23 protein-coding genes are annotated in these 23498 nt (G+C 70.5%); 12 read left to right on the forward strand and 11 right to left on the reverse strand.

Features of this window, described 5'->3' with window-relative positions; translation table 11 throughout:
* Nucleotides 1–65: 65 nt before the first annotated feature.
* Nucleotides 66–704: an O-methyltransferase gene (locus tag ACWAT3_RS13740; RefSeq protein ID WP_460799283.1), complete on the reverse strand. Its 639-nt coding sequence runs from the start codon at nucleotides 702–704 to the stop codon at nucleotides 66–68.
* A gap of 87 nt (nucleotides 705–791) precedes the next feature.
* On the opposite strand from ACWAT3_RS13740, the gene ACWAT3_RS13745 reads away from it, so the two are divergent.
* Nucleotides 792–1199, forward strand: a complete 408-nt coding sequence (locus ACWAT3_RS13745; RefSeq protein ID WP_460799285.1) for a Sec-independent protein translocase family protein — start codon at nucleotides 792–794, stop codon at nucleotides 1197–1199.
* 17 nt (nucleotides 1200–1216) lie between these two features.
* Here the strand turns inward: ACWAT3_RS13745 and ACWAT3_RS13750 are convergent, their stop codons facing one another.
* The 4 genes from ACWAT3_RS13750 to ACWAT3_RS13765 are packed head-to-tail and all read right to left on the reverse strand — an operon-like array spanning nucleotide 1217 to nucleotide 4686.
* Nucleotides 1217–1717 (reverse strand): YcxB family protein, encoded by a 501-nt coding sequence (locus ACWAT3_RS13750; protein ID WP_460799287.1) that lies wholly within the window; start codon nucleotides 1715–1717, stop codon nucleotides 1217–1219.
* A 22-nt stretch (nucleotides 1718–1739) separates the two neighbouring features.
* Nucleotides 1740–2858: an Mrp/NBP35 family ATP-binding protein gene (locus ACWAT3_RS13755; RefSeq protein WP_460799289.1), complete on the reverse strand. Its 1119-nt coding sequence runs from the start codon at nucleotides 2856–2858 to the stop codon at nucleotides 1740–1742.
* Nucleotides 2855–3424 (reverse strand): DUF1003 domain-containing protein, encoded by a 570-nt coding sequence (locus tag ACWAT3_RS13760; RefSeq protein WP_460799290.1) that lies wholly within the window; start codon nucleotides 3422–3424, stop codon nucleotides 2855–2857. The genes ACWAT3_RS13755 and ACWAT3_RS13760 overlap by 4 nt, the downstream gene beginning before the upstream one ends.
* Nucleotides 3424–4686 carry a magnesium transporter gene (locus tag ACWAT3_RS13765; RefSeq protein WP_460799292.1) on the reverse strand — a complete coding sequence of 421 codons (1263 nt, stop codon included), beginning with the start codon at nucleotides 4684–4686 and terminating at the stop codon, nucleotides 3424–3426. The genes ACWAT3_RS13760 and ACWAT3_RS13765 overlap by 1 nt, the downstream gene beginning before the upstream one ends.
* Before the next feature lie 76 nt (nucleotides 4687–4762).
* On the opposite strand from ACWAT3_RS13765, the gene ACWAT3_RS13770 reads away from it, so the two are divergent.
* The 5 genes from ACWAT3_RS13770 to ACWAT3_RS13790 are packed head-to-tail and all read left to right on the forward strand — an operon-like array spanning nucleotide 4763 to nucleotide 8135.
* Nucleotides 4763–5638, forward strand: a complete 876-nt coding sequence (locus ACWAT3_RS13770) for a YflT domain-containing protein (protein WP_460799293.1) — start codon at nucleotides 4763–4765, stop codon at nucleotides 5636–5638.
* Between the two features lie 3 nt (nucleotides 5639–5641).
* A complete protein-coding gene (locus ACWAT3_RS13775; protein WP_460799294.1) occupies nucleotides 5642–6313 on the forward strand; it encodes an alpha/beta hydrolase family protein in 672 nt (223 codons plus the stop codon).
* 19 nt (nucleotides 6314–6332) lie between these two features.
* A complete protein-coding gene (locus ACWAT3_RS13780) occupies nucleotides 6333–7076 on the forward strand; it encodes a metallophosphoesterase family protein (RefSeq protein ID WP_460799296.1) in 744 nt (247 codons plus the stop codon).
* A complete protein-coding gene (locus ACWAT3_RS13785) occupies nucleotides 7073–7459 on the forward strand; it encodes a VOC family protein (protein ID WP_460799298.1) in 387 nt (128 codons plus the stop codon). The genes ACWAT3_RS13780 and ACWAT3_RS13785 overlap by 4 nt, the downstream gene beginning before the upstream one ends.
* Before the next feature lie 10 nt (nucleotides 7460–7469).
* Nucleotides 7470–8135, forward strand: a complete 666-nt coding sequence (locus ACWAT3_RS13790) for an SDR family oxidoreductase (RefSeq protein ID WP_460799300.1) — start codon at nucleotides 7470–7472, stop codon at nucleotides 8133–8135.
* A 70-nt stretch (nucleotides 8136–8205) separates the two neighbouring features.
* Here ACWAT3_RS13790 and ACWAT3_RS13795 read toward each other — a convergent pair whose 3' ends face one another.
* The gene (locus tag ACWAT3_RS13795; RefSeq protein ID WP_460799302.1) at nucleotides 8206–9624 is read right to left on the reverse strand and encodes an aminopeptidase P family protein; all 1419 of its coding nucleotides are present in this window, start codon (nucleotides 9622–9624) and stop codon (nucleotides 8206–8208) included.
* 42 nt (nucleotides 9625–9666) lie between these two features.
* On the opposite strand from ACWAT3_RS13795, the gene ACWAT3_RS13800 reads away from it, so the two are divergent.
* Nucleotides 9667–10059 (forward strand): DUF3054 domain-containing protein, encoded by a 393-nt coding sequence (locus ACWAT3_RS13800; RefSeq protein WP_460799304.1) that lies wholly within the window; start codon nucleotides 9667–9669, stop codon nucleotides 10057–10059.
* Between the two features lie 9 nt (nucleotides 10060–10068).
* Here the strand turns inward: ACWAT3_RS13800 and ACWAT3_RS13805 are convergent, their stop codons facing one another.
* Nucleotides 10069–11088, reverse strand: coding sequence for an endonuclease/exonuclease/phosphatase family protein (locus ACWAT3_RS13805; protein WP_460799306.1), 1020 nt, complete (start codon nucleotides 11086–11088; stop codon nucleotides 10069–10071).
* A 76-nt stretch (nucleotides 11089–11164) separates the two neighbouring features.
* Here ACWAT3_RS13805 and ACWAT3_RS13810 point away from each other — a divergent pair, with 76 nt between their 5' ends.
* Entirely contained in the window at nucleotides 11165–12040 is an 876-nt protein-coding gene (locus ACWAT3_RS13810) for a PHP domain-containing protein (protein WP_460799308.1), read from the forward strand.
* 83 nt (nucleotides 12041–12123) lie between these two features.
* Nucleotides 12124–12462 (forward strand): DUF817 family protein, encoded by a 339-nt coding sequence (locus ACWAT3_RS13815; RefSeq protein WP_460799310.1) that lies wholly within the window; start codon nucleotides 12124–12126, stop codon nucleotides 12460–12462.
* On the opposite strand, the gene ACWAT3_RS13820 is transcribed toward ACWAT3_RS13815, so the two are convergent.
* Nucleotides 12438–13964, reverse strand: a complete 1527-nt coding sequence (locus tag ACWAT3_RS13820) for a DEAD/DEAH box helicase (RefSeq protein ID WP_460799311.1) — start codon at nucleotides 13962–13964, stop codon at nucleotides 12438–12440. The genes ACWAT3_RS13815 and ACWAT3_RS13820 overlap by 25 nt on opposite strands.
* Before the next feature lie 182 nt (nucleotides 13965–14146).
* On the opposite strand from ACWAT3_RS13820, the gene ACWAT3_RS13825 reads away from it, so the two are divergent.
* On the forward strand, nucleotides 14147–14857 hold the full coding sequence (locus ACWAT3_RS13825) for a ferritin-like fold-containing protein (protein WP_460799312.1): 711 nt from the start codon (nucleotides 14147–14149) through the stop codon (nucleotides 14855–14857).
* Between the two features lie 11 nt (nucleotides 14858–14868).
* Here the strand turns inward: ACWAT3_RS13825 and ACWAT3_RS13830 are convergent, their stop codons facing one another.
* Entirely contained in the window at nucleotides 14869–15156 is a 288-nt protein-coding gene (locus tag ACWAT3_RS13830) for a hypothetical protein (RefSeq protein WP_460799314.1), read from the reverse strand.
* 1 nt (nucleotide 15157) lies between these two features.
* A complete protein-coding gene (locus ACWAT3_RS13835; RefSeq protein WP_460799316.1) occupies nucleotides 15158–15382 on the reverse strand; it encodes a DUF3107 domain-containing protein in 225 nt (74 codons plus the stop codon).
* Between the two features lie 136 nt (nucleotides 15383–15518).
* Between ACWAT3_RS13835 and ACWAT3_RS13840 the strand changes: the two genes are divergently transcribed.
* Together ACWAT3_RS13840 and ACWAT3_RS13845 are read left to right on the forward strand one after the other, a co-directional pair.
* Nucleotides 15519–18785, forward strand: coding sequence for an ATP-dependent helicase (locus ACWAT3_RS13840; RefSeq protein WP_460799318.1), 3267 nt, complete (start codon nucleotides 15519–15521; stop codon nucleotides 18783–18785).
* Nucleotides 18782–22273, forward strand: coding sequence for an ATP-dependent helicase (locus tag ACWAT3_RS13845; RefSeq protein ID WP_460799320.1), 3492 nt, complete (start codon nucleotides 18782–18784; stop codon nucleotides 22271–22273). The genes ACWAT3_RS13840 and ACWAT3_RS13845 overlap by 4 nt, the downstream gene beginning before the upstream one ends.
* Here the strand turns inward: ACWAT3_RS13845 and ACWAT3_RS13850 are convergent.
* Nucleotides 22219–23487 carry a protein kinase family protein gene (locus tag ACWAT3_RS13850; RefSeq protein ID WP_460799322.1) on the reverse strand — a complete coding sequence of 423 codons (1269 nt, stop codon included), beginning with the start codon at nucleotides 23485–23487 and terminating at the stop codon, nucleotides 22219–22221. The two genes, ACWAT3_RS13845 and ACWAT3_RS13850, sit on opposite strands and share 55 nt — an antisense overlap.
* Nucleotides 23488–23498 lie beyond the last annotated feature (11 nt).

Here is a 23498-nt window from a genome sequence, read left to right on the forward strand (position 1 = left end):
CGTATCCAGCGGGACGACAAAGGGCGGCGGATCCTGGGATCCGCCGCCCTTTCCGTGTCTGCGGGTCAGTCGGCTTCGGTGACGCTGATCAGCTGCAGCAGTCCTTCGCCGGACGACGAGATCGATGCCAGCACGGCCTGGGACTGCTGCGTCTCCTGGATGAGAGACCGGTAGGCGGCGGTGACCGCATCGCGCTGAACGGGGTCGGCGACCTTGCCGCCGACGAGGATGCGGGGCACCAGGACGATGCCCCCGGTGCGCACAAGCCGCAGTCCGTGCTCGACGTACTCGATGACGTTGTCGGCGTCGGCGTCGACGAGAACGATGTCGTAGGAGCCCTCGTTCATCCGCGGCAGCACGTCGGTGGCCCGACCGGTGATGAATCGGGCACGGGTGGTGGGGATGCGCGCATCGGCGAACGCCTGACGGGCAGCGGCCAGGTGCTCCGGCTCGTTGTCGATCGAGGTGAGGACCGCATGCGGCGCACCGCGCAGCAGCCAGAGCCCCGAGACGCCGGCGCCGGTGCCGATCTCCACGATCGTCTTCGCGTTCACCGCGGCGGCGAGCACGGCGTACTGCGCACCGACGAGCGCGCTGATGGGGGCCGCGCCGATCTCGTCGGCGCGGGCGCGGGCGCGGGCGATGGCGTCCGGCTCGGCGGTGGCCTCGCGAATGTATCGCGCGTTGGCGTCGTGCTCGCTCATGACTTCTCCCGTACTGCTCGTTCCCCTCTTCAGATTAGGCGCATGCCGCGTACTCGGCGGACAGGCGCGGCGGGGTAGCCTTGTCGCATGGGCTTCGGACTCGACTTCGAGAAGCTGCTGGTGATCGGTCTGATCGCCGTGCTGCTGATCGGACCTGAACGGCTGCCGCACTACGCCGAGCAGTTCGCGAAGCTCGTGCGCCGCGGTGGCGAACTGCTGCGCGACACCAAGAGCCGTGTGCAGGAGGAGATGGGGCCGGACGTCGCGGATGTCGACTGGCGAAAGCTCGACCCGCGTCAGTACGACCCCCGCCGCATCATCCGCGACGCGCTGTTCGAGGATGCCGCGCCCGCACCGATCGCGTCATCCGCCACCGCGACCGCCGCTGCGACGGCCACCGCGATCGCCGCGACGCCGATCGATCCGATCACACCGCGGGTCACCCCCGTCTTCACGCGGACGAGCCCGCCGCCGTACGACCCCGAATCCACCTGACCCAACCGGTCTGCCGCTCAGCCTATCTTCTCGCGCAGGTGTTCGATGTCGGCATCCGACACCACGGCGCGGGGGAGCGCCGTCATCGCCGAACTGCTGCGCAGTTGCAGCATGACCGCATCACGACCGGCCTTCATGCGGCGAAAGCCCGTGAAGGGTATGCGCGAGGTGCCCCGCGCGCTCTCCACGCGCAGTTCGTTCGCGCCGACCCTGACCGACACGCTCGTCCCCTCCGGCATCGCGCTGGTGAGCGAGCGCCGCACGCTCGCCGCCGTGAACAGCACGTACAGCACCATGAGCCCGGCGAACAGCGCCGGCATGACGACGAGGCGCCCCGCCTGCGACGGAGCCGCGGTCAGCGCCGTGATGAACGGGATCAGGCTCCACACGAGACCGACGCCGAGCAGCACCCAGACGAAGATCGAGAGCGGCCGGGTGAGCAAGAAGATCGTCGCGTCGCGGGACATGCGGGTCAGCAGATCGCGGTCGACCTGAACGTATCGGGGTGCATCGGTCACCCAGCCATTCTCTCGCGCCGGGTCAGGCCGACGCGAACGGAAGGGAACGGCCGGCGAGGCCGCGTCCCTTCGTCACGATGCGCTGCGCGAGGGCATCGATCGCGGATGCCGCCGCATCCGCCGGATCCGCCTGCACGACCGGGGTGCCTGCGTCCCCACCTGCGCGCAGCGCAGGACTCAGCGGAATCGAGGCCAGGAGCTCGACCTGCTCCGTCGACGTGGACAGCGCCTGCGCGACTTCCGCGCCTCCACCCGAGCCGAACAGGTCGATCACGGTGCCGTCCGGCAGCGCGAAAGCGGCCATGTTCTCGACCACACCGATGACCCTCTGGCCGGTCTGGCGCGCCACGAGTCCGCTGCGGATCGCGACCTCGGATGCCGCGGCCTGCGGAGTCGTCACCACGAGCACCTCGGCATGGGGGAGCAGCTGTCCGATCGAGATCGCGATGTCTCCCGTGCCCGGCGGCATGTCGATGAGGAGCACATCCAGGTCGCCGAAGAAGACGTCGGTGAGGAACTGCTGAACCGTGCGGTGCAGCATGGGCCCCCGCCAGGCGACGACGGATTCGCCGTCGCGGAGGAACATGCCGATCGAGATCGTCTTCACGCCGTGCGCGACGGGCGGCAGCATGAGGTCGTCGATCCGGGTGGGCTGTGTGCCCCCGGGGATGCCGAGGAGCCCGGGGATCGAGAAGCCGTGCACATCGGCATCCACGAGTCCGACCGCGAGGCCGCGGTCGGCCAGCGCGACGGCGAGGTTGGCGGTCACGGTCGACTTGCCGACACCGCCCTTGCCGCTGGAGACGAGGATGACACGCGTGAGCGAGTCCGGTCCGAAAGGCATCTGGCGTGCCGGGCGGCCCGCCCTGAGCCTCTCGGTGAGGGCTTTGCGCTCATCCGGCGTCATGACGCCGACGGACACCTCGACGTCATCGACACCCGGAACGGATGCCGCGGCCGTGCGCACATCCGACTCGATGCGATTCGCTGCCGGGCATCCGACGATCGTCAGCACGATCCCGACGCGGGCGAGACCGTCCTCGACGGCGATGTCGCGCACCATGTCGAGTTCGCCGATCGGCCGGCGCAGCTCAGGGTCGGTGACGGCCTCGACGGCACGGCGGACCTGCTCGGCCGTCATCGCCGCGGACGCCGGGTCGAGAGGGGGCCGGTGCGCGGCGAAGAAGCGTCGTGACCGGCATCCGGGGCGTCTGAGCCGTCGTCCTCGAGCTCGGCGAGCAGCGACCGCAGCTCCTGCCGCAGCACGTCGCGCGTGACGACCTGCGCGTTGCGCTCCTCGAGCGACAGCCGCAGCGCGACGATCTCGCGAGCCAGGTACTCGGTGTCGGCGAGATTGCGCTCCGCCCGCTGACGGTCCTGCTCGATCTGCACCCGGTCGCGGTCGTCCTGGCGGTTCTGCGCGAGGAGGATCAGGGGGGCCGCGTACGACGCTTGAAGCGAGAGCATGAGGGTCAGAGCGGTGAAGCCGAGCGCCGCGTCATCGAAGCGCAGGTTCTCGGGCATCAGCGTGTTCCACGCGATCCAGATCACGCAGAACAGCGACAGGATGAGCAGGAAGGCCGGAGTGCCCATCGCGCGCGCGACCCACTCGGTGAAGCGGCCGAAGCGGTCGCGCGACGTGGGACGCTGGCGGACCGTGCCGCGCCCGAGCGGCGCGTCCAGCCCGGTGCGAGAGCTGCGGGCCATCATCGTCCGCCTCCGTCCGCTGGCTCCTCGATGTCATGCGATCGCCAGTCGTCCGGCAGCAGGTAGTCGAGCACGTCGTCGATGCTGATCGCCCCGACGAGGCGATGCGCGGCATCCACGACAGGAATCGACACCAGGTCGTAGCTGGCCAGCATGCGCGCGACCTCGGCGGCCGACGCGGTCGCGAGCACGGACTCCATGGTGTCGTCGACGATCGCGCCCAGTCGTTCGTGCGGCGGGTAGCGCAGCATCCGCTGGAAGTGCACGACACCCAGCAGGCGTCCGGTGGGCGTTTCGAACGGCGGCAGCGTGACGAAGACCGCTGCCGCGAGCGCCGGGTGCAGCTCATGCCGCCGGATCAGCGCCAGAGCCTCGGCCACGGTCGCGTCCGCCGACAGGATGATCGGTTCGGTGGTCATGAGACCGCCGGCGGTGTCCTGACCGTACGAGAGCAGGGTGCGGACGTCCTCGGCCTCTTCCGGCTCCATGAGCTCGAGGAGCTGCTCGAGGCGCTTCTTCGGCAGCTGAGCGAGCAGGTCGGCGGCGTCGTCCGGCTCCATCTGGTCGAGGATGTCGGCGGCGCGCTCGTCGCCGAGCCGGTCGAGGATGTGCACCTGCTCGTCCTCGGGCATCTCCTCGAGTGCATCGGCGAGACGATCGTCCGGCAGCTCCTCCGCGACCTCGATCATGCGCTGCTGCGGCAGATCGAGCAGCGTGTTGGCGAGGTCAGCGGCGTGCAGTTCGGAGTACGACGCGACCAGCTGTTCCGCGGACTGGGCTTCCCCGGGTGCGCGCTCCTCGTCGACCTCGTTCCAGGCGGCGAAGGCCGTCGGTCCCTTGGCGAAAGGGGAGGCGCTGGTCTTCGGCTTGCGCAGGAACAGCTGGGTGATGCTCCATTCGCCGAGACGGTTCGGTTCGATCGCGACGTCCTCGATGACCGCGGATCCGTCCCCGTCGACGAAGCGGATGCGCCGACCGAGCAGCTCGGCGAGCACGCGGACCTCGCCCGGCCGCGGTTGGAAGCGGCGGACGTTGATGAGACCGGTCGTGATGACCTGCCCTGAGCGGATCGAGGTGACTCGCCCGATCGACAGGAACACATGTCGGCGGCCGGGGATCTCGACCACCAGGCCGATCACGCGCGGTGCCGCGGTACTTCGATACACGACGACGACGTCCCGGACCTTGCCGAGCCGGTCGCCCACGGGGTCGAAGACGGCGCATCCGGCAAGACGCGCGACGAATACCCGTTGAGTGCTCACGCACCCAGCGTAGTCCGCGCCGGCCGGCGAACGGGGCCTTCGGCACCGTCATCGGCATGCGTGGAAGAATGGACGGATGAGCATGCTGAACCGCCCTGCCGACGGTGCCGACATCGGTGAGACCGTCGCCTCGATGCGCGAGTACGAACGAGCGCAGAAGACGGTGTCTCAGCTCATCGCCGGAGAGGTGCCGGCACGCGACATCGCGATCGTCGGCCAGGGGGTGCGGACGGTCGAGAAGATCACCGGTCGCCTCGGCTACGCCACGGCGGCGCGCTCCGGCGCGATCAACGGCCTGCTGATCGGACTCATCCTGTCGGCGATCCTCGTTCTGGGTACACCGGATGCCCCGATCCAGCTGTTCGTCGCCTACCTGTTCATCGGCGTCGCGATCGGCATGCTGCTCAGCCTCGTCACGTTCGCCATCGTGCGTCGTCGCCGTGACTTCGCGAGCGTCACGCAGATGGTCGCCGATCACTACGACGTCACGGTGCTGCCGGCATCCCTCGCGAAGGCGCGGAACGTGCTGGGCCCGCAGCGTCCGGCCGCGACCCGGCCGCCGGTCGACCTCGATGAGCCCCCGCGCTACGGGGAGCGGGTGACGCCGGGCAAGACGGCTCCCGCGAGCCCGGTTGCGGCGTCGAACGCCGCATCGACGACGGGCGAGGGTCCCGTCATCCCGCCGCGTCCGGCCGACCCCCGGCCGCAGTACGGCGAGCGGATCGCGGACGCCGGGACAGCGCCGACGGCTCCGCAGAAGCCGGTTAAGCCCTCGCCGGCTCCCGCGCCGGAGGGCGACGCGTCGACCGAGTCCGACGCGTCGACCGCGCCGGTAGAGCCGACCGATTCGAGCGGTTCGAGCGGTTCGAGCGGTTCGAGCGAGTCGAGCGAGTCGACCGAGTCGACCGACGCCGCGACCGAGCGCCGCGACGAGAAGCCCTCGGCCGACTGAGCCATGACCGAGGAGTCGCTGCTCGTCGACGTGGGTCTGCCCGCCGGCACCGTGACGATCCCGGCGTCCTGGTCAGAGCCCGACGCGCCAGCCGGCGATACCGTGATCCTCGCGCACGGAGCGGGCACCGGCCGAGAGCATCCGTTCCTCGTCGGCCTCGCCGCGGCGCTGAATGAGCAGGGCGTCAGGGTGGTGCGCTTCGACTTCCCGTACCGCGCGCAGGAACGCCGCATGCCCGGTCCGGCGGCGCACGCGATCGCGACCTGGCACGCGGTCCTGGCCGCGGTGCGCTCGCGCGTGGACGGACCGGTGTGGGCGGCCGGCCGGTCGTACGGCGGGCGGATGGCCTCGATGGCCGCAGCCGACGGCATGGATGTCGCGGGGCTCGTGTACCTCGCTTATCCGCTGCATCCGCCGGGCCGGCCCGAGAAGCCGCGGGTCGAGCACCTGCCGGCGATCACGGCGCCGCAGCTGTTCGTGGAGGGCACGAACGATCCGTTCATCCAGCCGCTGGAGCAGTTCGAGCGGGCCGTTGCGACGTGCCAGGACGCCCGCGTCGAATGGATCGAGGGCGGCGGACACTCGTACGAGGTCAAGGGGAACAAGCGCACGGCGGACGTGATCGGCGCTTCGGTCGCGCCCCTCGTGATCGGGTTCCTCTCGGCCACGCGCTGACCTCTGCCACGATGGTCGGGTGAGCCTCGAACGCATCGCCCTCATCTCCGACGTCCACGGCAACATGACGGCGCTCGACGCCGTGCTGGCCGACATCGCGGGTCGCGGCATCCATCGGGTGTTCAACCTGGGCGACACCGCCGGCAAGGGGCCGCGTGGCGAGGCGGCGGTGCAGCGCTGCCGCGAGGCGTGCGAGGTCAACGTACGCGGGAACTGGGACGACTTCCTGCCCGGCATCCGGCCGGGCGAGGGCGAGGGATTGGAGTGGTGGCATCACGAGCTATCTCCCGAGAGCAGGCAGTGGCTCGGCTCCCTGCCGCTGAGCCACGACCTCGTCATGAGCGGACGGCGCATCCGCCTGTTCCACGCGTCGGCGGAGAGCCCGCACATCCGGGTGCATTTCCACCACACGCCTGAGCAGTTCGCCGGCATGTTCGAGAACACATCGATGACGGGTGACGGGCCGGCGCCGGATGTCGTCGGTTACGCCGACATCCACGACGCGTACATCGAGTCCCTCGACAGCAGGACGCTGTTCAACGTCGGCAGCGTCGGCAATCCGCTGGATGTGCCGCAGCCGTCCTACGTCATCCTTGAGGGTGTTCTGGATGCCGAGCAGCCCGCGCCCTTCGGCATCCAGTTCGTGCGGGTGCCGTACGACGTCGAGGCGGAGATCGCGGTGGCCGAGGCCCTCGAGATGCCGGAACGGGGTGTGTGGGCGGTCGAGCTGCGCACCGCCGTCTACCGGGGGAGCCAGTCGTGACGGGTTTCCATCATGTCGAGGTCTGGGTCGCCGACCGCGCAGAGGACGACGCATGGCGGTGGCTGTTGACGTCCCTGGGGTTCGAGCTCGAACAGGAGTGGTCGGACGGGATGTCATGGTCCGCCGGCGGCGCCTACCTGACTCTGACGACCTCGCCGAACCTGTCCGCGGACGCGCACGATCGACGCCGCCCGGGCGTGAACCATCTGGCGTTCCACGGCGGGACTCCGGCCGAGGTCGACACGGTCATGGCGGACGCCGCATCGCATGGCTGGACGTCGCTGTATCCGGATCGGTATCCGCGTGCGGGCGGACCGGACCACTACGCGGGGTGGCTCGAGAACGCCGCCGGGTTCAAGGTCGAGATCGTCGCCTCGCGCTAGTCTGACCGGCATGCCCCTCGCTCTCGTCACCGGCGCCGCGCGCGCCGACAGCATCGCCGCCGGGATCGTCCCCCGCCTGCGCGCGGACGGTTGGGAGGTCGCCACGAGCGACCTGTCGGATGCCGACTTTCCGTGTGATCTCGCGACCCCCGAAGGACCGGATGAGCTCATCGCGGCCGTGGCGCGCGAGCGCGGTCCGATCTCGGCGCTCGTGCTCTCGCATGCGCACGACGTCGAATCCGGCATCCTCGACACGACGGCGGCGAGCTTCGACCGGCATGTCGCGATCAACGCGCGCGCCAGCCTGCTGCTGATCGCCGCCTTCGCCAGGCAGATTCCGGATGCCGGGGGATCCGTGGTCGCCCTCACGAGCGATCACACCACGGGGAACCTGCCATACGGGGCATCCAAGGGAGCGCTGGACCGCCTGGTGATCTCGGCCGCGCGCGAGCTCGGCCCGCTCGGCATCTCCGCGAACGCGCTCAACCCTGGTCCGATCGACACCGGATGGATGCCGGAGGGATTCGCGGACTCGCTCGCGCCGGCGCACCCGCTCGGGCGGATCGGGACGCCGGCTGACATCGCGGCGTTCGTGTCGTTCCTGCTCTCGCCGGAGGGCCGGTGGGTCTCCGGGCAGCTGCTGCACGCCGACGGCGGGTTCTCGGCGCGCTACTGAGTGGCCGTGCCCCTGCCGACGCGGCATGGCATCGCCGACGTGCCGAGCCGCGTCGGCGATGCAGCGAGCGTCACGCCTGGACGCGCGCGATCCAGGCCTCGACCTCGTCGGCGGTGCGCGGGATGCCGGCGGAGAGGTTCTCCGGCCCGTCGGCTGTCATGACGATGTCGTCCTCGATGCGCACGCCGATCCCGCGGAGCTCCTCCGGCACGGTCAGGTCATCGATCTGGAAGTACAGCCCCGGCTCGATCGTGAAGACCATGCCGGGCTCGAGGATGCCGTCGTAGTACATCTCGCGGCGTGCCTGCGCGCAGTCGTGCACGTCGATTCCGAGATGATGCGAGGTGCCGTGCACCATGTAGCGGCGGTGCTGGCCTCCGGCATCCGCGTCGAGCGCCTCTTCGGCTGTGACGGGGAGCACGCCCCACTCGGCGACGCGCGTGGCGATGACCTGCATCGCGGCCTCGTGCACCGTGCGGAACGGCACGCCGACCTTCGCGGCGGCGAACGCGGCATCCGCGGCCTCGCGGACCGTCTCGTAGACCCGGCGCTGCACCTCGGAGAACGTGCCGTTCACCGGCAGGGTGCGCGTGATGTCTGCGGTGTAGAGGCTGTCGGCCTCGACACCGGCATCCACCAGGATCAGATCCCCCTGGGTGACTGTTCCGTCGTTGCGCGTCCAGTGCAGGTAGCAGGCGTGCGGTCCGGATGCCGCGATCGTGTCGTAGCCCTCGCCGTTGCCGTCCTCGCGGGCACGGCGGTGGAACACGCCCTCCACGACGCGCTCGCCGCGTGCGTGGCGCGCGGCGTCGGGGAGCGCGCGGATGATGTCGTCGAAGCCCTGCGCCGTGATGTCGACCGCGCGGCGCATCTCGGCGATCTCGAACTCGTCCTTCACGAGGCGCAGCTCCGAGACGAACTGCGCCAGCCCGGCATCCTCGAGCGTCACATCATCGGTGGCGGGGACGAAGGCGGCGAGATGGTCCGTCGCGACCGCGAGGTCGGCGGCGACGCCGTCGAGCGAGGGCCGGGGGCCGATCCAGAACTCGCCGACCGTGGCATCCGCATAGAACTCGGTCGTCGTGCGATCCGCGCGCTCGCGGAAGTAGAGGGTCACGTCGTGACCGGCATCCGTCGGATCGAACACGAGCACGGAGTCGGGCTCGGCATCCGCGGCCCAGCCGGTCAGGTGGGCGAAGGCGGAGTGCGCGCGGAACGGATAGTCCGTGTCGTTGCTGCGCTGCTTCAGAGAGCCGGCGGGGATCACCAGGCGCTGTCCAGGAAAGGCCGCCGAGACCTTCGCGCGGCGCGCGGCGGCGTACGGCGCCTGGGCCCGAGCGGACGGCAGCGACTCAGGCCGCTCGGCCCACCCGGTCGAGATCGTGTCGAGGAAGCCGCGCGGGAACGGCTGCTTGCGGTTGGTGACGGGCGCCTTCGCCGCGTCGTCTTCGGTGGCCTGTGCGATCGTGTCGCTGGATCCGGTGCTCATGCATCCAGTCTCTCACTCCGGGCCGCCGCGTAGGCTGGGGGAGTGAGCCCCGACAGCACGCCGCAGCCTCCGACGCCCGCCACGACGATCCTCATCGATGCCGGTCTCGTCGTCGTGTTCTGCCTCATCGGGCGCCTCTCGCACGCCGAGGGGATCCTCGGCGACATCCCGGGGCTCGTCGGCACGATCTGGCCGTTCCTCGCCGCTCTCGTCGTCGCGCACGCCGCGGCCCTCGTGTTCCGCGTTCCTGCCGAGCGCGTGCTCCCGGGCATCCTGATCTGGCTCGTGACGCTCGGCGGCGGGATGGCGCTGCGCGCGCTCTCCGGCCAGGGCACGGCATGGGCGTTCATCATCGTGGCGGCGGTGACGCTCGCCGTGTTCCTGATCGGCTGGCGCCTGATCAACGTGCTCGTCCAGCGCCGACGCGACCGCTGAGCTCAGGCGTCAGGCGGCTGGTTCGAGCTGCACGACCAGTCCGCGGTGGTCGCTGCCGTCGGCGTCCAGCACGACGGAGCCGGTCGGCTGCCAGTTGGGGCTGGCCATGATGTGGTCGATCGGTGCGCCGATCAGCTCGGGGAAGGATGCCGGCCAGGTCGATACGACGCCGTTGCCGGTCCGCGTCGCCGCATCCCGGCAGTAGCCCATGTCGCCGCCGTCGATGCCGAGAGACGCCATGTGGTCGATCGTCGCGTTGAAGTCGCCCGCGAGGATGAAGTCGCCCTGCGGGCACTGATCAGCGATCCACGCCAGGTCGCTCTGCCACCGGTTCATGGCCTCGGGGCGCGGCGCGACGGCATGAACGGCGACGACCGTCGGCCCCTGACCGTCCACGGGCATGACGACCGCACTCGGAACCGAGCTGGTGTTGCTGGTCCCGTCGACGGATGACTGGATCACCGAGTAGTCGCCGAGGTCGGGCGAGATCAGGATCGTGGTCTGCCACGCCTGCGGGCCGAGTTCGACCTCGGGGTTGAACTGCACATGGTGCACCCACATCGGGTGCCCCTGCTCGCGCAGCATCACCGCGATCCGGGCGCCGACGGACTCCGCGGTCTCCGGAAGCGCCACGATATCGGCATCCTGAGCGAGGATCTCGGCAGCGATGTCGTCCGCCGTGATCGCCTCGCCTGCGGTGTTCCAGGTGAGCACCCGCACGGCATCCTCGGTCTTGGCCGGGAGCGTGTCAGCCCCGAAGCCGCGCACGGCGCCGATGGCGGCCGACGCGCCAGCTCCGATGATCGCGACGATCAGGATGGACGTCGCGAACCCGCGCAACGGCTTCGCGAACAGCAGCAGCAGCGCGATCACCGCGATGGCGGCGAAAGCGACCACGACCGCACCGCGCACGGCGACGAGCTGCGCGAACGGATACGTCTGCTCCAGACGGAAGAACTGGGGCCACACGACGACCGCCGTCGCGATAGCGAACAGCACGGTCAGCAGAATCCCCAGTACCCGGAACATCGCCCACCAGCCTACGGGCGCGATCTGTGAAACCACTGGCGCGCCCGACCCGTGGCGCGGGCGATACGCTCGGAGGATGCGCAGCGCACAGCGGTTCGAGGGCCCCGGTGACCTGCACCTGCATTCGAACCACTCCGACGGCACCCAGGCACCGGCCGAGGTGGTCCGCCAGGCGCACTTGCACGGCATCCGCACGCTCGCGCTGACCGATCACGACCGGACGTCCGGATGGGACGAGGCCGGCAGAGCCGCCGCGGCGCTGGACATGACGTTCCTGCCGGGGATGGAGCTCTCCGCCAAGCACGAGTGGCGCAGCGTCCACGTGCTCGGCTACCTCTTCGACCCCGTCGACCCGGCGCTCGCCGCCGAGACCGACCGCATCCGTGGCGATCGCGTCGGTCGGGCCGAGCGGATCGTGCGCAACATCGGCCGCGACTACGACCTCAACTGGGACGACGTGCTCGCGCAGACGATGCGGGATGCCACCGTGGGCCGCCCGCACATCGCCGACGCCCTCGTCGCCCGCGGCATCGTGCGCGACCGTGCAGAGGCGTTCGACGGCATCCTGCATCCGCGCGAGGGGTACTACGAACCGCACTACGCGCCCGACCCGCTGACCGCCGTGCGCCTCATCACCCAGGCCGGGGGAGTGGCGATCATCGCGCACCCAGTGACGGCAGGGCGCGATCGGATGATGCCCGTGTCGTTCATCGAGCGCCTGATCGCCGAGGGACTCGGCGGATTCGAGATCGATCACCGCGAGAACACCGAGGACGGCAAGCGCCTGCTCCGTGCGATCGCCGCCGAGCACGACCTCATCGTCACCGGATCGAGTGACTATCACGGTGCCGGCAAGCCGAACGTGCCGGGCGAGAACACGACGAGCGACGAGATGGTGGCCCGCATCATCGACCGCGCGACGGGCGCCGAGCCGCGGTACCCCTCATCCTGAGCGCACCAGCGTCGGAGAAATCCCGTCCGTCGGACGGATCGTGGGGATCGGGCCCGACGGCGGCGATCTCTCCGACGCTGCGGATGCCCACCGTGATGCACGCCAGGGTGTGGCGGCGGACGCTGCGGCTGCCGCTGCTCGTCGTGTTCGCCGGCGTGGCGGTGTTCATCTACCTCGCCGAGAACATCGGAACCTGGGCGGGCGCCTGGGTGTACCCCGACCAGGCCGAGATGTGGCAGCCGGTCTCGCCGAGCAAGCTCGGATCGTGGTTCCTGCTGATGATCATCTCGGTCGTGATGGTCACCTGGGTGTACCCGACGCAGCGGACGGCCAACACCGCACGCGCAGACGACGAGGGGCGGATGCCGAAGCATCCGCCCCTCGAGGAAGAACAATCTCAGGCGCCGGCGGCCGGAGCCTGAGGCGCCGAACCGCCACCTGCGCCGCCGCGACGGCGACGGCGACGACGTGCCGGAGCCGGCTTGCCGTCGTGGTGCTCCTTGCCTGCGCCGTCGTGCGTGCCCGCGCCCTCGGCGCTGCGGTCCGCAGCGGGTGCGGCCGAGCCGTGCTCGCTCTGCGCGGCGTCGCCCTCGGCGAACGTCGAGCCGACCGGCTCCGTCGCGGTGCGGCGACGGCGACGGCGACGGGTCGTGCCCTCCGAAGCGCCCTCGACCGCGGCATCCGCTGCCTTCTCGGGCTGACGCTGGCGCTGGGTCTTGACGGCCTGCGTCTTGGGCGCCGTGGTCAGGCGGCCCTTCGTGCCCTCCGGAATGTTCAGGTCGGTGTACAGGTGCGGACTCGACGAGTAGGTCTCGACGGGCTCCGGCTGACCGAACTCCAGGGCGCGGTTGATGAGAGCCCACTTGTGCAGGTCCTCCCAGTCGACGAACGTGACCGCGATGCCGGTCTTGCCCGCGCGTCCGGTGCGGCCCGCGCGGTGCAGGTACGTCTTGTCCTCGTCGGGGATGGTGTGGTTGATGACATGCGTCACGTCATCGACGTCGATGCCTCGAGCGGCGACATCGGTCGCGACGAGCACGTCGCGCTTGCCCGCCTTGAACGCGGCCATCGAGCGCTCGCGCTGCTCCTGCCCCATGTCGCCGTGCACGCCGCCGACGTTGAAGCCACGGTCGCCGAGCTCGTCGACGAGGCGCTGTGCCGCGCGCTTGGTGCGGGTGAAGATCACGGTCTTGCCGCGGCCCTCTGCCTGCAGGATGCGGGCGATGACCTCGTCCTTGTCGAGCGAGTGCGCGCGGTAGACGAGGTGCTTGATGTTCGCCTGCGTCAACCCCTCATCGGGATCGTTCGCACGGATGTGGATCGGGTTCGACATGAAACGTCGCGCGAGCGCGACGATCGGGCCGGGCATGGTCGCCGAGAAGAGCTGCGTGTGGCGCTTCTCCGGGACCTTCTGGAAGATCTTCTCGATGTCGGCGAGGAAGCCGAGGTCGAGCATCTTGTCCGCCTCGTCCAGCACGACCTCCGTCGCGTTGGAGAGGTCGAGCAGGCGCTGTCCGGCGAGGTCGATGAGTCGCCCAGGCGTTCCGACGACGATCTGCGCGCCGGCCTTGAGCTGGTCGATCTGCCCTTCGTACGCCTTGCCGCCGTAGATGGCGACCACGCTGGTCGAGCGGTTGCTGGTCAGCAGGTCGATGTCCTCGTACACCTGGACCGCGAGCTCGCGGGTCGGCACCACGATGAGCGCCTTGACGCCCGGCTCCGGGTTCTCGCCCAGACGCTGCACGACGGGGATGCCGAAGCCGAAGGTCTTTCCGGTTCCGGTCTTGGCCTGGCCGATGATGTCCTGGCCGGGCAGGCCGAGGGGGATGGTCTGCTCCTGAATGGGGAACGCGTCCACGATGCCCTTGGCGGCGAGAGCGTCGACGATGTCCTGATCGATGCCGAGTTCGGCGAAGGTTGTCACGATGTGATGTTGCCTGTCCGGCGGCCCGTGCGCGGGGCGCGCCACATATTTACGGATCCACGCCGTCTCATGTGCCACAGGCGCGGGGCCCTGCTCCGATGGCAGGGCGTGCGTCCAGCCTACCCGAGGGGCGCGTTCCGGCCGATAGAGCGGATGCCGTGGCCGCCGGTAGTGTGAAGCCCATGGTTCAGTGGTTCTGGCAGCGCAAGGCGCCGCGGCGCACGCTCACCCTGCGCAGCCGCGGTGACGACAGCGGCGCGACGCGCATCGACTTCGCCGAACTCGCCCCCGAAGAGGCGCGCTTCCTCGGTCAGGCGGCCTATCTGCAGCTGGGCTACTTCGAGACGCTCAGCCGGCTGATCCGTGCGACGCCGGAGCTCAGCGAGAAGGAGGCGATCTCGCGTGCCGCGGGAGCGGCCCTCGACAAGCACCGGGGCATCGTCGAGGTGATCGCCGAGCGCGGGGATGACCCGACCGAGCTGATGCTTCCGTTCCAGGAGCATCTCGACGCGTTCCGCCGGAAGACCATCGGCGCGCGGCCCCGCGAGACACTGCTGGCGGTGTACATCACGGCCGGAATGCTCGACGACTTCTACCTCGCCCTCGCCGGCAGCTACGGCGAGACCGGACGCCGGGTGGCGCAGATCCTGCGTCAGGACGACCACAGCGAGGAGATCGTGTCGATCCTCACCGCGACGATCGAGTCGGATGCCGAGTGGCGATCGCTGCTGTCGATGTGGGCGCGCCGGCTCGTCGGCGACGCGCTGCTGGTTGCGCGCTCGGCCTTGCGTCCAGAGCGTCTGGTCGCCGACGAGGACCGCATCGAGCCGGTCTACACCGAGCTGATGGGCGCGCACGCCCGCCGCATGGATGCGATGGGCCTCGCCGCCTGACGGCTTCGGGGTCAGATGCCGAGTGCGGCTCGCTTCGCGGCATCCGAACGCGTGCGCGCCGACGACAGCGCGAGCGTCGCCACCGCGGCGATCACGAGCGAACCGCCGATGCTGGCCAGCCACAGCCAGAAGCTGTCCTCGCCGACGCCTGCCCACTGCATCCCGGTGTAGATGAGTGCAGCGGCAGCGGTCGCGATGCCCGGCGTCACGACGACGCCGCGCAGGTCACGGGCAGGCAGCAGGTAGTGCAGCGCGATTCCCAGTGCGCACGCGGCGACGAGTGCGAGAAGGATGTACATGTCAGGCGAAGAAGCCGACGCGACGCGATTCCTCGGTGCCGAGTTCGATGTACGCGAGGTTCGCCGTCGGCACCAGGTAGGAGCTGCCCTTCACGTCGACGAAGCTGATGTGCGTCGCGTTCTGCTCGAGGGCTGCGGCCACCTGGGCGCGCACCTCGTCAGCGCCGGAGGCGGTCTCGAAGTTCAGCTCGCGGCCGGTGTTGACGATGCCGATGCGAATTTCCACGCGTGCTCCTTGAGGTCGGGGACTCAGGCAACTCTACCGCGCACGATCGGCCGCGGATCGGGCGCGGCGACCGGTTTCGCCCACGGCGCACAGCGCTCGGTGAGGTGTGTCGGCGCTCCCCGCTACCGTGGAGAGCATGACCGAGGATGCCGCTCAGCACGCCGTGATCGCCGCGCCCGCTGATGCGTCGGCCGTCGTGATCGGCGCCCCGGGAACCGGCAAGACGCAGGCGCTCGTCTCGCGCGTCACCGCGCTACTCGGCGCACACGGGCTGGCACCGGAGGCGCTGCTCGTGCTCACGCCGAGCAGGCAGGCGGCGACCCAGCTGCGCGATGCGATCGGCGTCCGCACGCGGCAGGCGACCCCTGGGCCGCTCGCACGGTCGCTGGCCTCGTTCGCCTTCCAGGTGGTGCGCGGCGCCATCGTGCACGCCGGCGTCGATGAGCCGCCGGCGCTGCTCACCGGGGCGGACCAGGACCGCATCATCGCGGACATGCTCGAGGGCGATGCGGCGGACGAATGCGACGGCGAGATGTCGCGGTGGCCGGCGCAGGTGAGCCAGGCCATGAGGGCGTCCACCGGATTCCGCTCCGAACTGCGCGCGTTCCTCGCCGAGTGCACGGAGCTGGGCGTCGACGCCGCGGAGCTGCGGACCTTCGACGACGAGATCTGGCGCGCGGTCGGCAGCTTCCTGCACGACTACCGGCAGGTGCTCGGCGGGATGCGGGCGGCGCACCGCGACATCCCCGATCTCGTCAGCGAGGCGGCGACCCTGCTGCGCTCAGCCGACCCCACGACGCTCGGACCCCTCGCTTCGCTGCGCATCGTCCTGATCGACGACGCGCAGGAGCTCACCCGCGGCGGTATCGAACTCGTCGCGGCGCTGCGCGCCAGAGGCATCGCCGTGTACGCGTTCGGCGACCCCGACATCTCGTCCGGAGCGTTCCGCGGCGCGACACCGCAGCTGTTCCACGAGCTCGCTGCACTGCTCGGGAACGTGCACGTGCTCGATATCCCGCACCGTCAGCAACCGGCGCTCACCGCGCTCACACGCACGGTGACGCAGGCGATCGGCGCCGCCGGTCGCGTCGAGCATCGCCGGGCGCCGGATCCGACCCCCGAGGATGCCGCGGCGACGGTCTCCACCTTCGTGGCGTCCTCTCCCTACGAGGAGTTCGATCGGATCGCCGGTGTGCTGCGCGACTGGCACCTCTCGCACGGCGTCGCGTGGAGCGACATGGCCGTCATCGCGCACGACACCCGCCAGGTGACGGCCCTGGAGACCGAGCTCGCCGCGCGCGAGGTCCCGACTCGCGCGGCCGGCGTCCAGCGTCCGCTGGGCAGCGAAGGCGTCGTCCGCGACATCGTCGGGGTCGTCCGGCTCGCGCTGACACCGCGAGAGGAGCGCGAGACCGAAGCGCTGACCGAGGCGCTGCGCACCCCGTTCGGCGGCATGGATGCTGTCGGGCTCCGCCGGCTGCGGGCGCGACTGCGTCACCTCGAACTCGCCGATGGCGGGGCGACCCCTGCGGGCGAGCTGCTGCGCCAGGCCATGCTGCATCCGGCGCACCTGGATCGGATCGATGCTCCGGAAGCGCGGGCGGCCGATCGTTTCGCGGTGACACTCGGTGAGGTGTCTGCCGCGGCGGCAGCCGGGGAGACGATCCACGAACTGCTCTGGCGCGTGTGGGATCGCGCACGCGGTCTCGACGGTGCGCGGCTGGAGAGATCGTGGCGTGCGGCCGCCGAGCAGCCGGGCGGCGGGGAGACCGCCCGAGCGCTCGACAGCCTGGTCGCGCTGTTCGACGCGGCCAAGCGCTTCGTGGAGCGCTCGCCGGAGGAGGAACCCTCCGTGTTCATCCACGACATCCTCGACAGCGAGGTGCCGGAGGACACGCTCTCGACGCCGGATCGTCCTGGTCTGGTCACACTGCTGACACCGGCGACGGCGCTCGGCACCGAGTTCGCGGCCGTCATCGTCGCCGGCGTGCAGGACGGCGTCTGGCCGAATGTGCGGCTGCGGGGCGGGATGCTGGGCGCCTGGCGCCTCGCGGACGCGGTCCTCGCCGCCCGCACCGGCGCGGTGAACCAGGCGCCAGGCGTGCTGGACCGGCGGCGCTCAGCACTGCACGACGAGCTGCGACTGTTCGTCCGCGCGGTGTCGCGTGCCAGGGCGCGACTTCTGATCACCGCCGTCGACGACGACGATCTGACGCCCAGCGGGTTCTTCGCCTTCCTGCCGCAGCCGGACGCGCCGGAGCTGCATCCGTCCGCCGAGCATCCGCTCACGCTGCGCGGGCTGGTCGCGAGGCACCGACGAGCGCTCACCACGTCGACATCGCCGCGAGTGCGCGACGAGGCCGCCGCTCAGCTCTCGATCCTCGCGCGCGAAGCCGTCGCCGGCGCGCACCCGGACGAGTGGTACGGCGTCGCGGCCGCGTCGACCAGTGCACCGCTGCACGACCTGTCGCTCGAGGCGGCCCGGGTGTCGCCGTCGCGGATGGAGTCGTTCGAGGAGTGCGAGCTGAACTGGGTCGTGTCCGCGCTGGGCGGCGACACCGTGCTCCCGCCGTCGGCCGGTATCGGCACGATCGTGCACGAGGCGATGGAGAAGGTGCCGGACGGCGATCTGGAGAGGATGCGCGAGATCCTCGCCGAGCACTGGCCGGAGCTGGATTTCGAGACCGCGTGGATCGGCCGCAAGGAGCGCCGCCGTGCCGACCAGTACATCGAGCGGCTGCACTCGTACCTCGCGGACGTCGCGACCGAGGGCGGTAGCGCGCTGGCGAGCGAGGTCGAGTTCCGGTTCGCGGTCGACATCGCGGAGGACGAGTCGCACTCGACAGATGGCGAGAGCCGCCCGACGCCGGCGGTGACCGGATTGAGCGGCCAGGAAGACGGGCCGCAACCGCACCGCGCCGTGGTGCACGGTTTCATCGACCGCGTCGAGGCGTATCCGCCCGGCGGCGGCGAGCACGCCAAGGCCCGCGGGCAGAAGTGGGATCGCATGGCATCGGGCACCGAGGCGGGAAGAGTGGTCGTCGTCGATCTGAAGACCGGGAAGTACGAGCCGGAGAACGAGCAGAAGGTCGTCGACCACGCCCAGCTCGCGGCGTATCAGGTCGCGGTCCAGCAGGGACTCATCGAGGGAGCGGATCCCGCGGCGCTGACCGGAGCACGCCTCGTCCTCGTCGCGAAGACGCTGTCGGGCAGCGACTACCGGGTGGCGCATCAGCACACGCTGGATGCCGGCGGCCGGAACGAGTTCCTGAATCGCATCGCCGACGCCGCACGGGGGATGTCGGCGAGCAGCTTCACCGCGCAGGTCGAGGTGCACTGCGCGGATACGCGGGCGCGCGTCCAGCCGTGTCGCATCCACACGGTCCCGGCGGTCAGCGCATGAACGGGCTTTCGTCGACGATGACGCCGTCCACCGGCTGGTCGGGCGCCGGACACGGCATCTCGGCGACGGACATCGCCGCGGCCCTCGGCCTGCCGACGCCGACCCCCGCGCAGCAACGGGTGATCGAAGCACCGGCGACACCGGCGCTCGTCGTCGCGGGTGCCGGCAGCGGCAAGACCGAGACGATGTCCGGTCGGGTCGTGTGGCTGGTCGCCAACGGCCACGTGCGCCGTGACGAGATCCTCGGGCTGACGTTCACGCGCAAGGCCGCAGGCGAACTGGCCGAGCGCATCGGCGCACGGCTTCTGCTGATCGACGAGTACGGTCGACGGGGCCTTCTTCCGCACCTCGCGGAGATCGTCGCGACCGGAGCGCTGGAGCGCGTGGAAGCCGCGACGGCCGGACCGCAGCGCGAGACCGTGCGCAGACAGGTGCTCGACGAGCTCGCCGCCCGCTACGAGACGGGGTGGACCCCGGCATCCACCCGCACAGCGGAGGATCTGCTGATCCGACCGAAGGTGTCGACGTACAACGCGTTCGCGGACTCGATCGTGCGCGAGCACGCGGCCAGGATCGGCCGCGATCCCGATGTCGCGATGCTGAGCCAGGCGGCCTCCTGGATGCTCGCGCGCGAGATCGTGATGCGGGCCGAGCTCCCCGGTCTGGAAGAGATCGATCGCGCCGTCGGCGGCGTCGTCGACGCCGTGCAGCGGCTCGCGGGCGACGCGCTCGACCACCGCGCCGACCTCGACCGCGCCGACCGGATCGCGATCCGACAGGCCGAGGCGTTCGCGCCGTACACGAGCGGCGGCACGGGCGACATCGACAAGGCGACGACCAACCTGCAGGCGCTCCCGACGCTGACGGTTCTGGTGCGCGAGTACATCGCCGAGAAGCAGCACCGCGGCGTGCTGGATTTCGCCGACCAGGTCGCCGGAGCCTTCGACATCGTCGAATCCTCGCCTGATGTGCGCGCCGAGCTGCGCGAGCAGCATCGCGTGGTGCTGCTCGACGAGTACCAGGACACCTCCGTCATCCAGACCCGGTTCCTCGCCGCCCTGTTCCGCGATTCCGCCGTGATGGCGGTCGGGGATCCGCATCAGTCGATCTACGGCTGGCGCGGCGCGAGCGCCGACAACCTCTATGCGTTCGCGCGCACGTTCGCCGACGAGGCGGCGGTGAGCACGTACAGCCTCATGACGAGCTGGCGCAACGATGCGCGCATTCTCGATGTCGCGAACCGGGTGCTGCGTCCGCTTCAGCGACCAGGGCTCGACGTGCCACCGCTGGAACCGCGCCCCGGCGCCGGTGCAGGTGAGGTCGAGGTCCGCTTCCCTCTCACCGTGGACGACGAGGCGGCCGAGGTCGCCGATTGGTTCGCCGATCGTCGCGCCGCGCACACCGGAACCAAACCGCACACCGGCGCGATCCTGTTCCGATCGAAACGGCACATGCAGACTTTCGCCGCGGCGCTGGCCGGTCGCGGCATCCCGCACCGGATCCTTGGCCTGGGCGGACTCCTCGCCACGCCGGAAGTCGTCGACGTGGTCTCGGTGCTTCGGGTCATCCACGACCCCAATGCCGGGTCCTCCCTGATCCGCCTGCTGGTGGGGCCGCGCTTCGGCGTCGGGGTGGCCGACATGGCTGCGCTGTACGACCTCGCCGGTGAGCTCGCCAGGCGCGACAGCGGCCTCCTCCCGCTGCCGGACGACCTCCGCCAGCGCATCAGGGCGTCGCGCGGCGCGGACGAAGCGGTGTCGATCATCGACGCGGTCGACGTCGTACGCGGGCTGCGCGACGACTATCGGCTCATCCAGAGGATCACTCCGGTCGGGCGCGCACGACTGCGTGCGGCCGGCGAGATGCTGGAGCGGCTCCGCCGGGCGTCCGCGCAGCCGATCCCCGAGCTCATCCGACTGATCGAACTCGAACTGCGGCTCGACATCGAGTTGGCCGCGAACGAGACCCGTGGTCCGGCGCGGATCGCCGCGACTCAGCTGCGCGCGTTCTCCGACGAGGTGCGCGCGTTCCTCGCCGCCGATCACCGCGGCACGATCGGCAGCCTGATCGCGTGGCTCGACAAGGCCGAGAGCACGGACGAGCTGATGCCGCGCCCGGAGCCACCGGAGCCGGGCATCGTGCAGCTGCTGACGATCCACGGATCGAAGGGGCTGGAGTGGGACGCCGTCGCCGTCGTGCGGCTGGTGAACGACGAGCTGCCCTCTCGGGCCTCAGACACGGCTGGGTGGTTCGGCTTCGGCGTGCTGCCGTTCGCGCTGCGCGGTGACGCGGCCGCGCTGCCGACGTTCACCTGGGTCCCCCCTGTCGATGAGGAACTCGACCCCGTCAAGCGGAAGAAGGCCGGTGTCGCATCGCTGACCGGGCGGAGCAAGACGAATCCGGGAGCCCTGAGCGTCTTCAAGGACGCGTATCGCGACTACCAGAAGCAGGAGGAGCGCCGCCTCGCCTACGTGGCCGTCACGCGCGCCCGCACTGACCTGCTGCTGACGGGTTCGCACTGGGCAGGGCAGAAGACGCCGCGCGAGCCGTCGCCGTACCTGCTCGAGGCGCTGGATGTGCTCGGCCTCGTGCTGCCAGGAGCGCCGGGGGAGGAGAACCCGTACGACGGTCCTGGGACGACGAGCCGATGGCCGATGGATCCGCTCGGTGCGCGTCGAACGGCCGTGGTGGCGGCGGCGGATGCCGTGCGCACTGCGCTCGAGCAGCAGCCGGGCCCTGTGCCGACGGACGAGCTGTCGCGTCTGCTCATCGAGCGCGCCGCGCGTCAGAACGGCGCCGTCGCCGATGCGCCGACGCGCGTACCCGCCTCGCGCTTCAAGGACTACGTGACGGATTACGCCTCGACGGTCCGATCGCTCGCCCGGCCCATGCCGGAGCGCCCGTACCGGCAGACGCGGCTGGGGACGGTGTTCCACGCCTGGGTCGAGCACCGCTCCGGTCTCGTCGGTGCGGGTCGTGCGCCGGATGCCGCGTTGTGGGAACTGGATGAGGAGGCGCCGGAAGTGCACGAGGGGTCGGCGGCGGACCAGGCGGACATGGCCAGGCTGCAGCAGATCTTCGAGCGCAGCGAGTGGGCTGACCTGCAGCCGATCGCCGTCGAGATCGAGATCGACTTCGCGCTTCGACAGTCTCAGGGAGAGTCGGGCGAGGAGGCGGAGGATGCGGCGTCCGGCCATATCGTGATCTGCAAGCTCGACGCCGTGTACCGCCGCGCCGATCGAGGCGACCGCATCGAGATCGTCGACTGGAAGACCGGCAAGGCGCCGCGTACGGCGGCGGAGAGGGACGAGCGGATGCTCCAGCTCGCCCTGTACCGGCTCGCCTACCACCGCCGATTCGGGGTGCCCCTGGAGGACATCGACGTGGCGCTCTACTACGTCGCGGACGACCTCGTCATCCGCGACGACCGGATCTACTCGGAGGCGGAACTGGTCCAGCGCTGGAGTGCGGCTCGCGCGGCGCGCTGAGCCTCGTCCTCCGAGCCCTCGTCCTCGGCGTCGCTCTGTGCGCTCTCGGGGGAGTTCGCGTTTTCGGGGGCGTCCGGGGGCAGCAGGTCCGATTCCGCGAGTTCGCTGAGGTCAGCCGTGGCGTGCGGATCGCCGACGGGCTCGGCTTCGGCTGTCTCCAGCCATAGATCCTCCGGGTTGTAGGCGTCCGTCTGCATCGACGTGTCGATGTCGGCGACTGTGCGATTCGGAACGCGATCCAAAGCGGCGAGGGCCGAATCCACGCCGTCGCCGCGCTCCGCGATCACTTCGAGGTCTCCGGCACGCAGCCCGTCCGCGAGCGATTCGAGTAGAGCTGCGGCGTCGTCGACGATGTCCGGGCGGCGCATCGCGTCGCCGTGCACGAGCCAGCGGGCGAATTCGAGTTCGGCGTTCAGCCGGGCGCGAACGCCGATCGCGGCATCCGGTGCGCGGTCGGATGCCGCGGTGTACGCCGCCTGCACATCGGCCGCGGCATCCGGTGCCGACGAGAGCCACGCGAGATCCACGGCGGGGTCGTTCAGGGACAGGCCGTGCCAGCCGACGACGCCGGTGACCTGCGGACCCTCGACCGGGTCGTCCGTGAACAGGAACGATGCGGCCTGCGCGCCGAGCGTGACCGCTGACTCGAAGCGCCAGAGATCGTCGTCGTCCGCCGCCTCACGCCAGCGGACGGTGAGGCGGGCAGGGACGCGGCCGGTGGCCGCCGCGCGGTCTACGAGCTGTCGGATCTCGGTCCGTACATCGTCGGCGGAGCGGACCGGAAGGCCGGCCGTGCGCACGATGGAGGCCGGAAGTGCGTGGACGGCGGCGATCGCGCGTCCCATCGATACCGCGGCCCCTCGACCGGCCGGGACGTCGGCGGCGTCGACGAGGAACCCGTCCAGGAGTCCCGTCACCAGTGCGCGGCCTTCGCCGAGCCGCGTCTCGCCGATGTACTCCGGCGCTTCGAACGGCAGGATCGCGCGCGCACCGGGACTCAGCGCGCGCAGCGCCAGGGCCTCCGCGGCGAGTTCGCGGGCGGTGTCATCGGCATCCGCGACGCGGATCGCGAGTTCGCGGCCATCGGCGAGTGTGGCGACGGCCGAATCGAACCGTCCGTCGCCGTCGGCGCTGAGCGCACGAGCACCCGTGACCTCTGCCCCGGGCAATGCGGCGGTCACCGCCGCCGCTAGAGTGAATGCAGAGCGTGCCATGTCCCCAGGGT

This window comes from Microbacterium sp. GXF0217 (assembly GCF_054798195.1).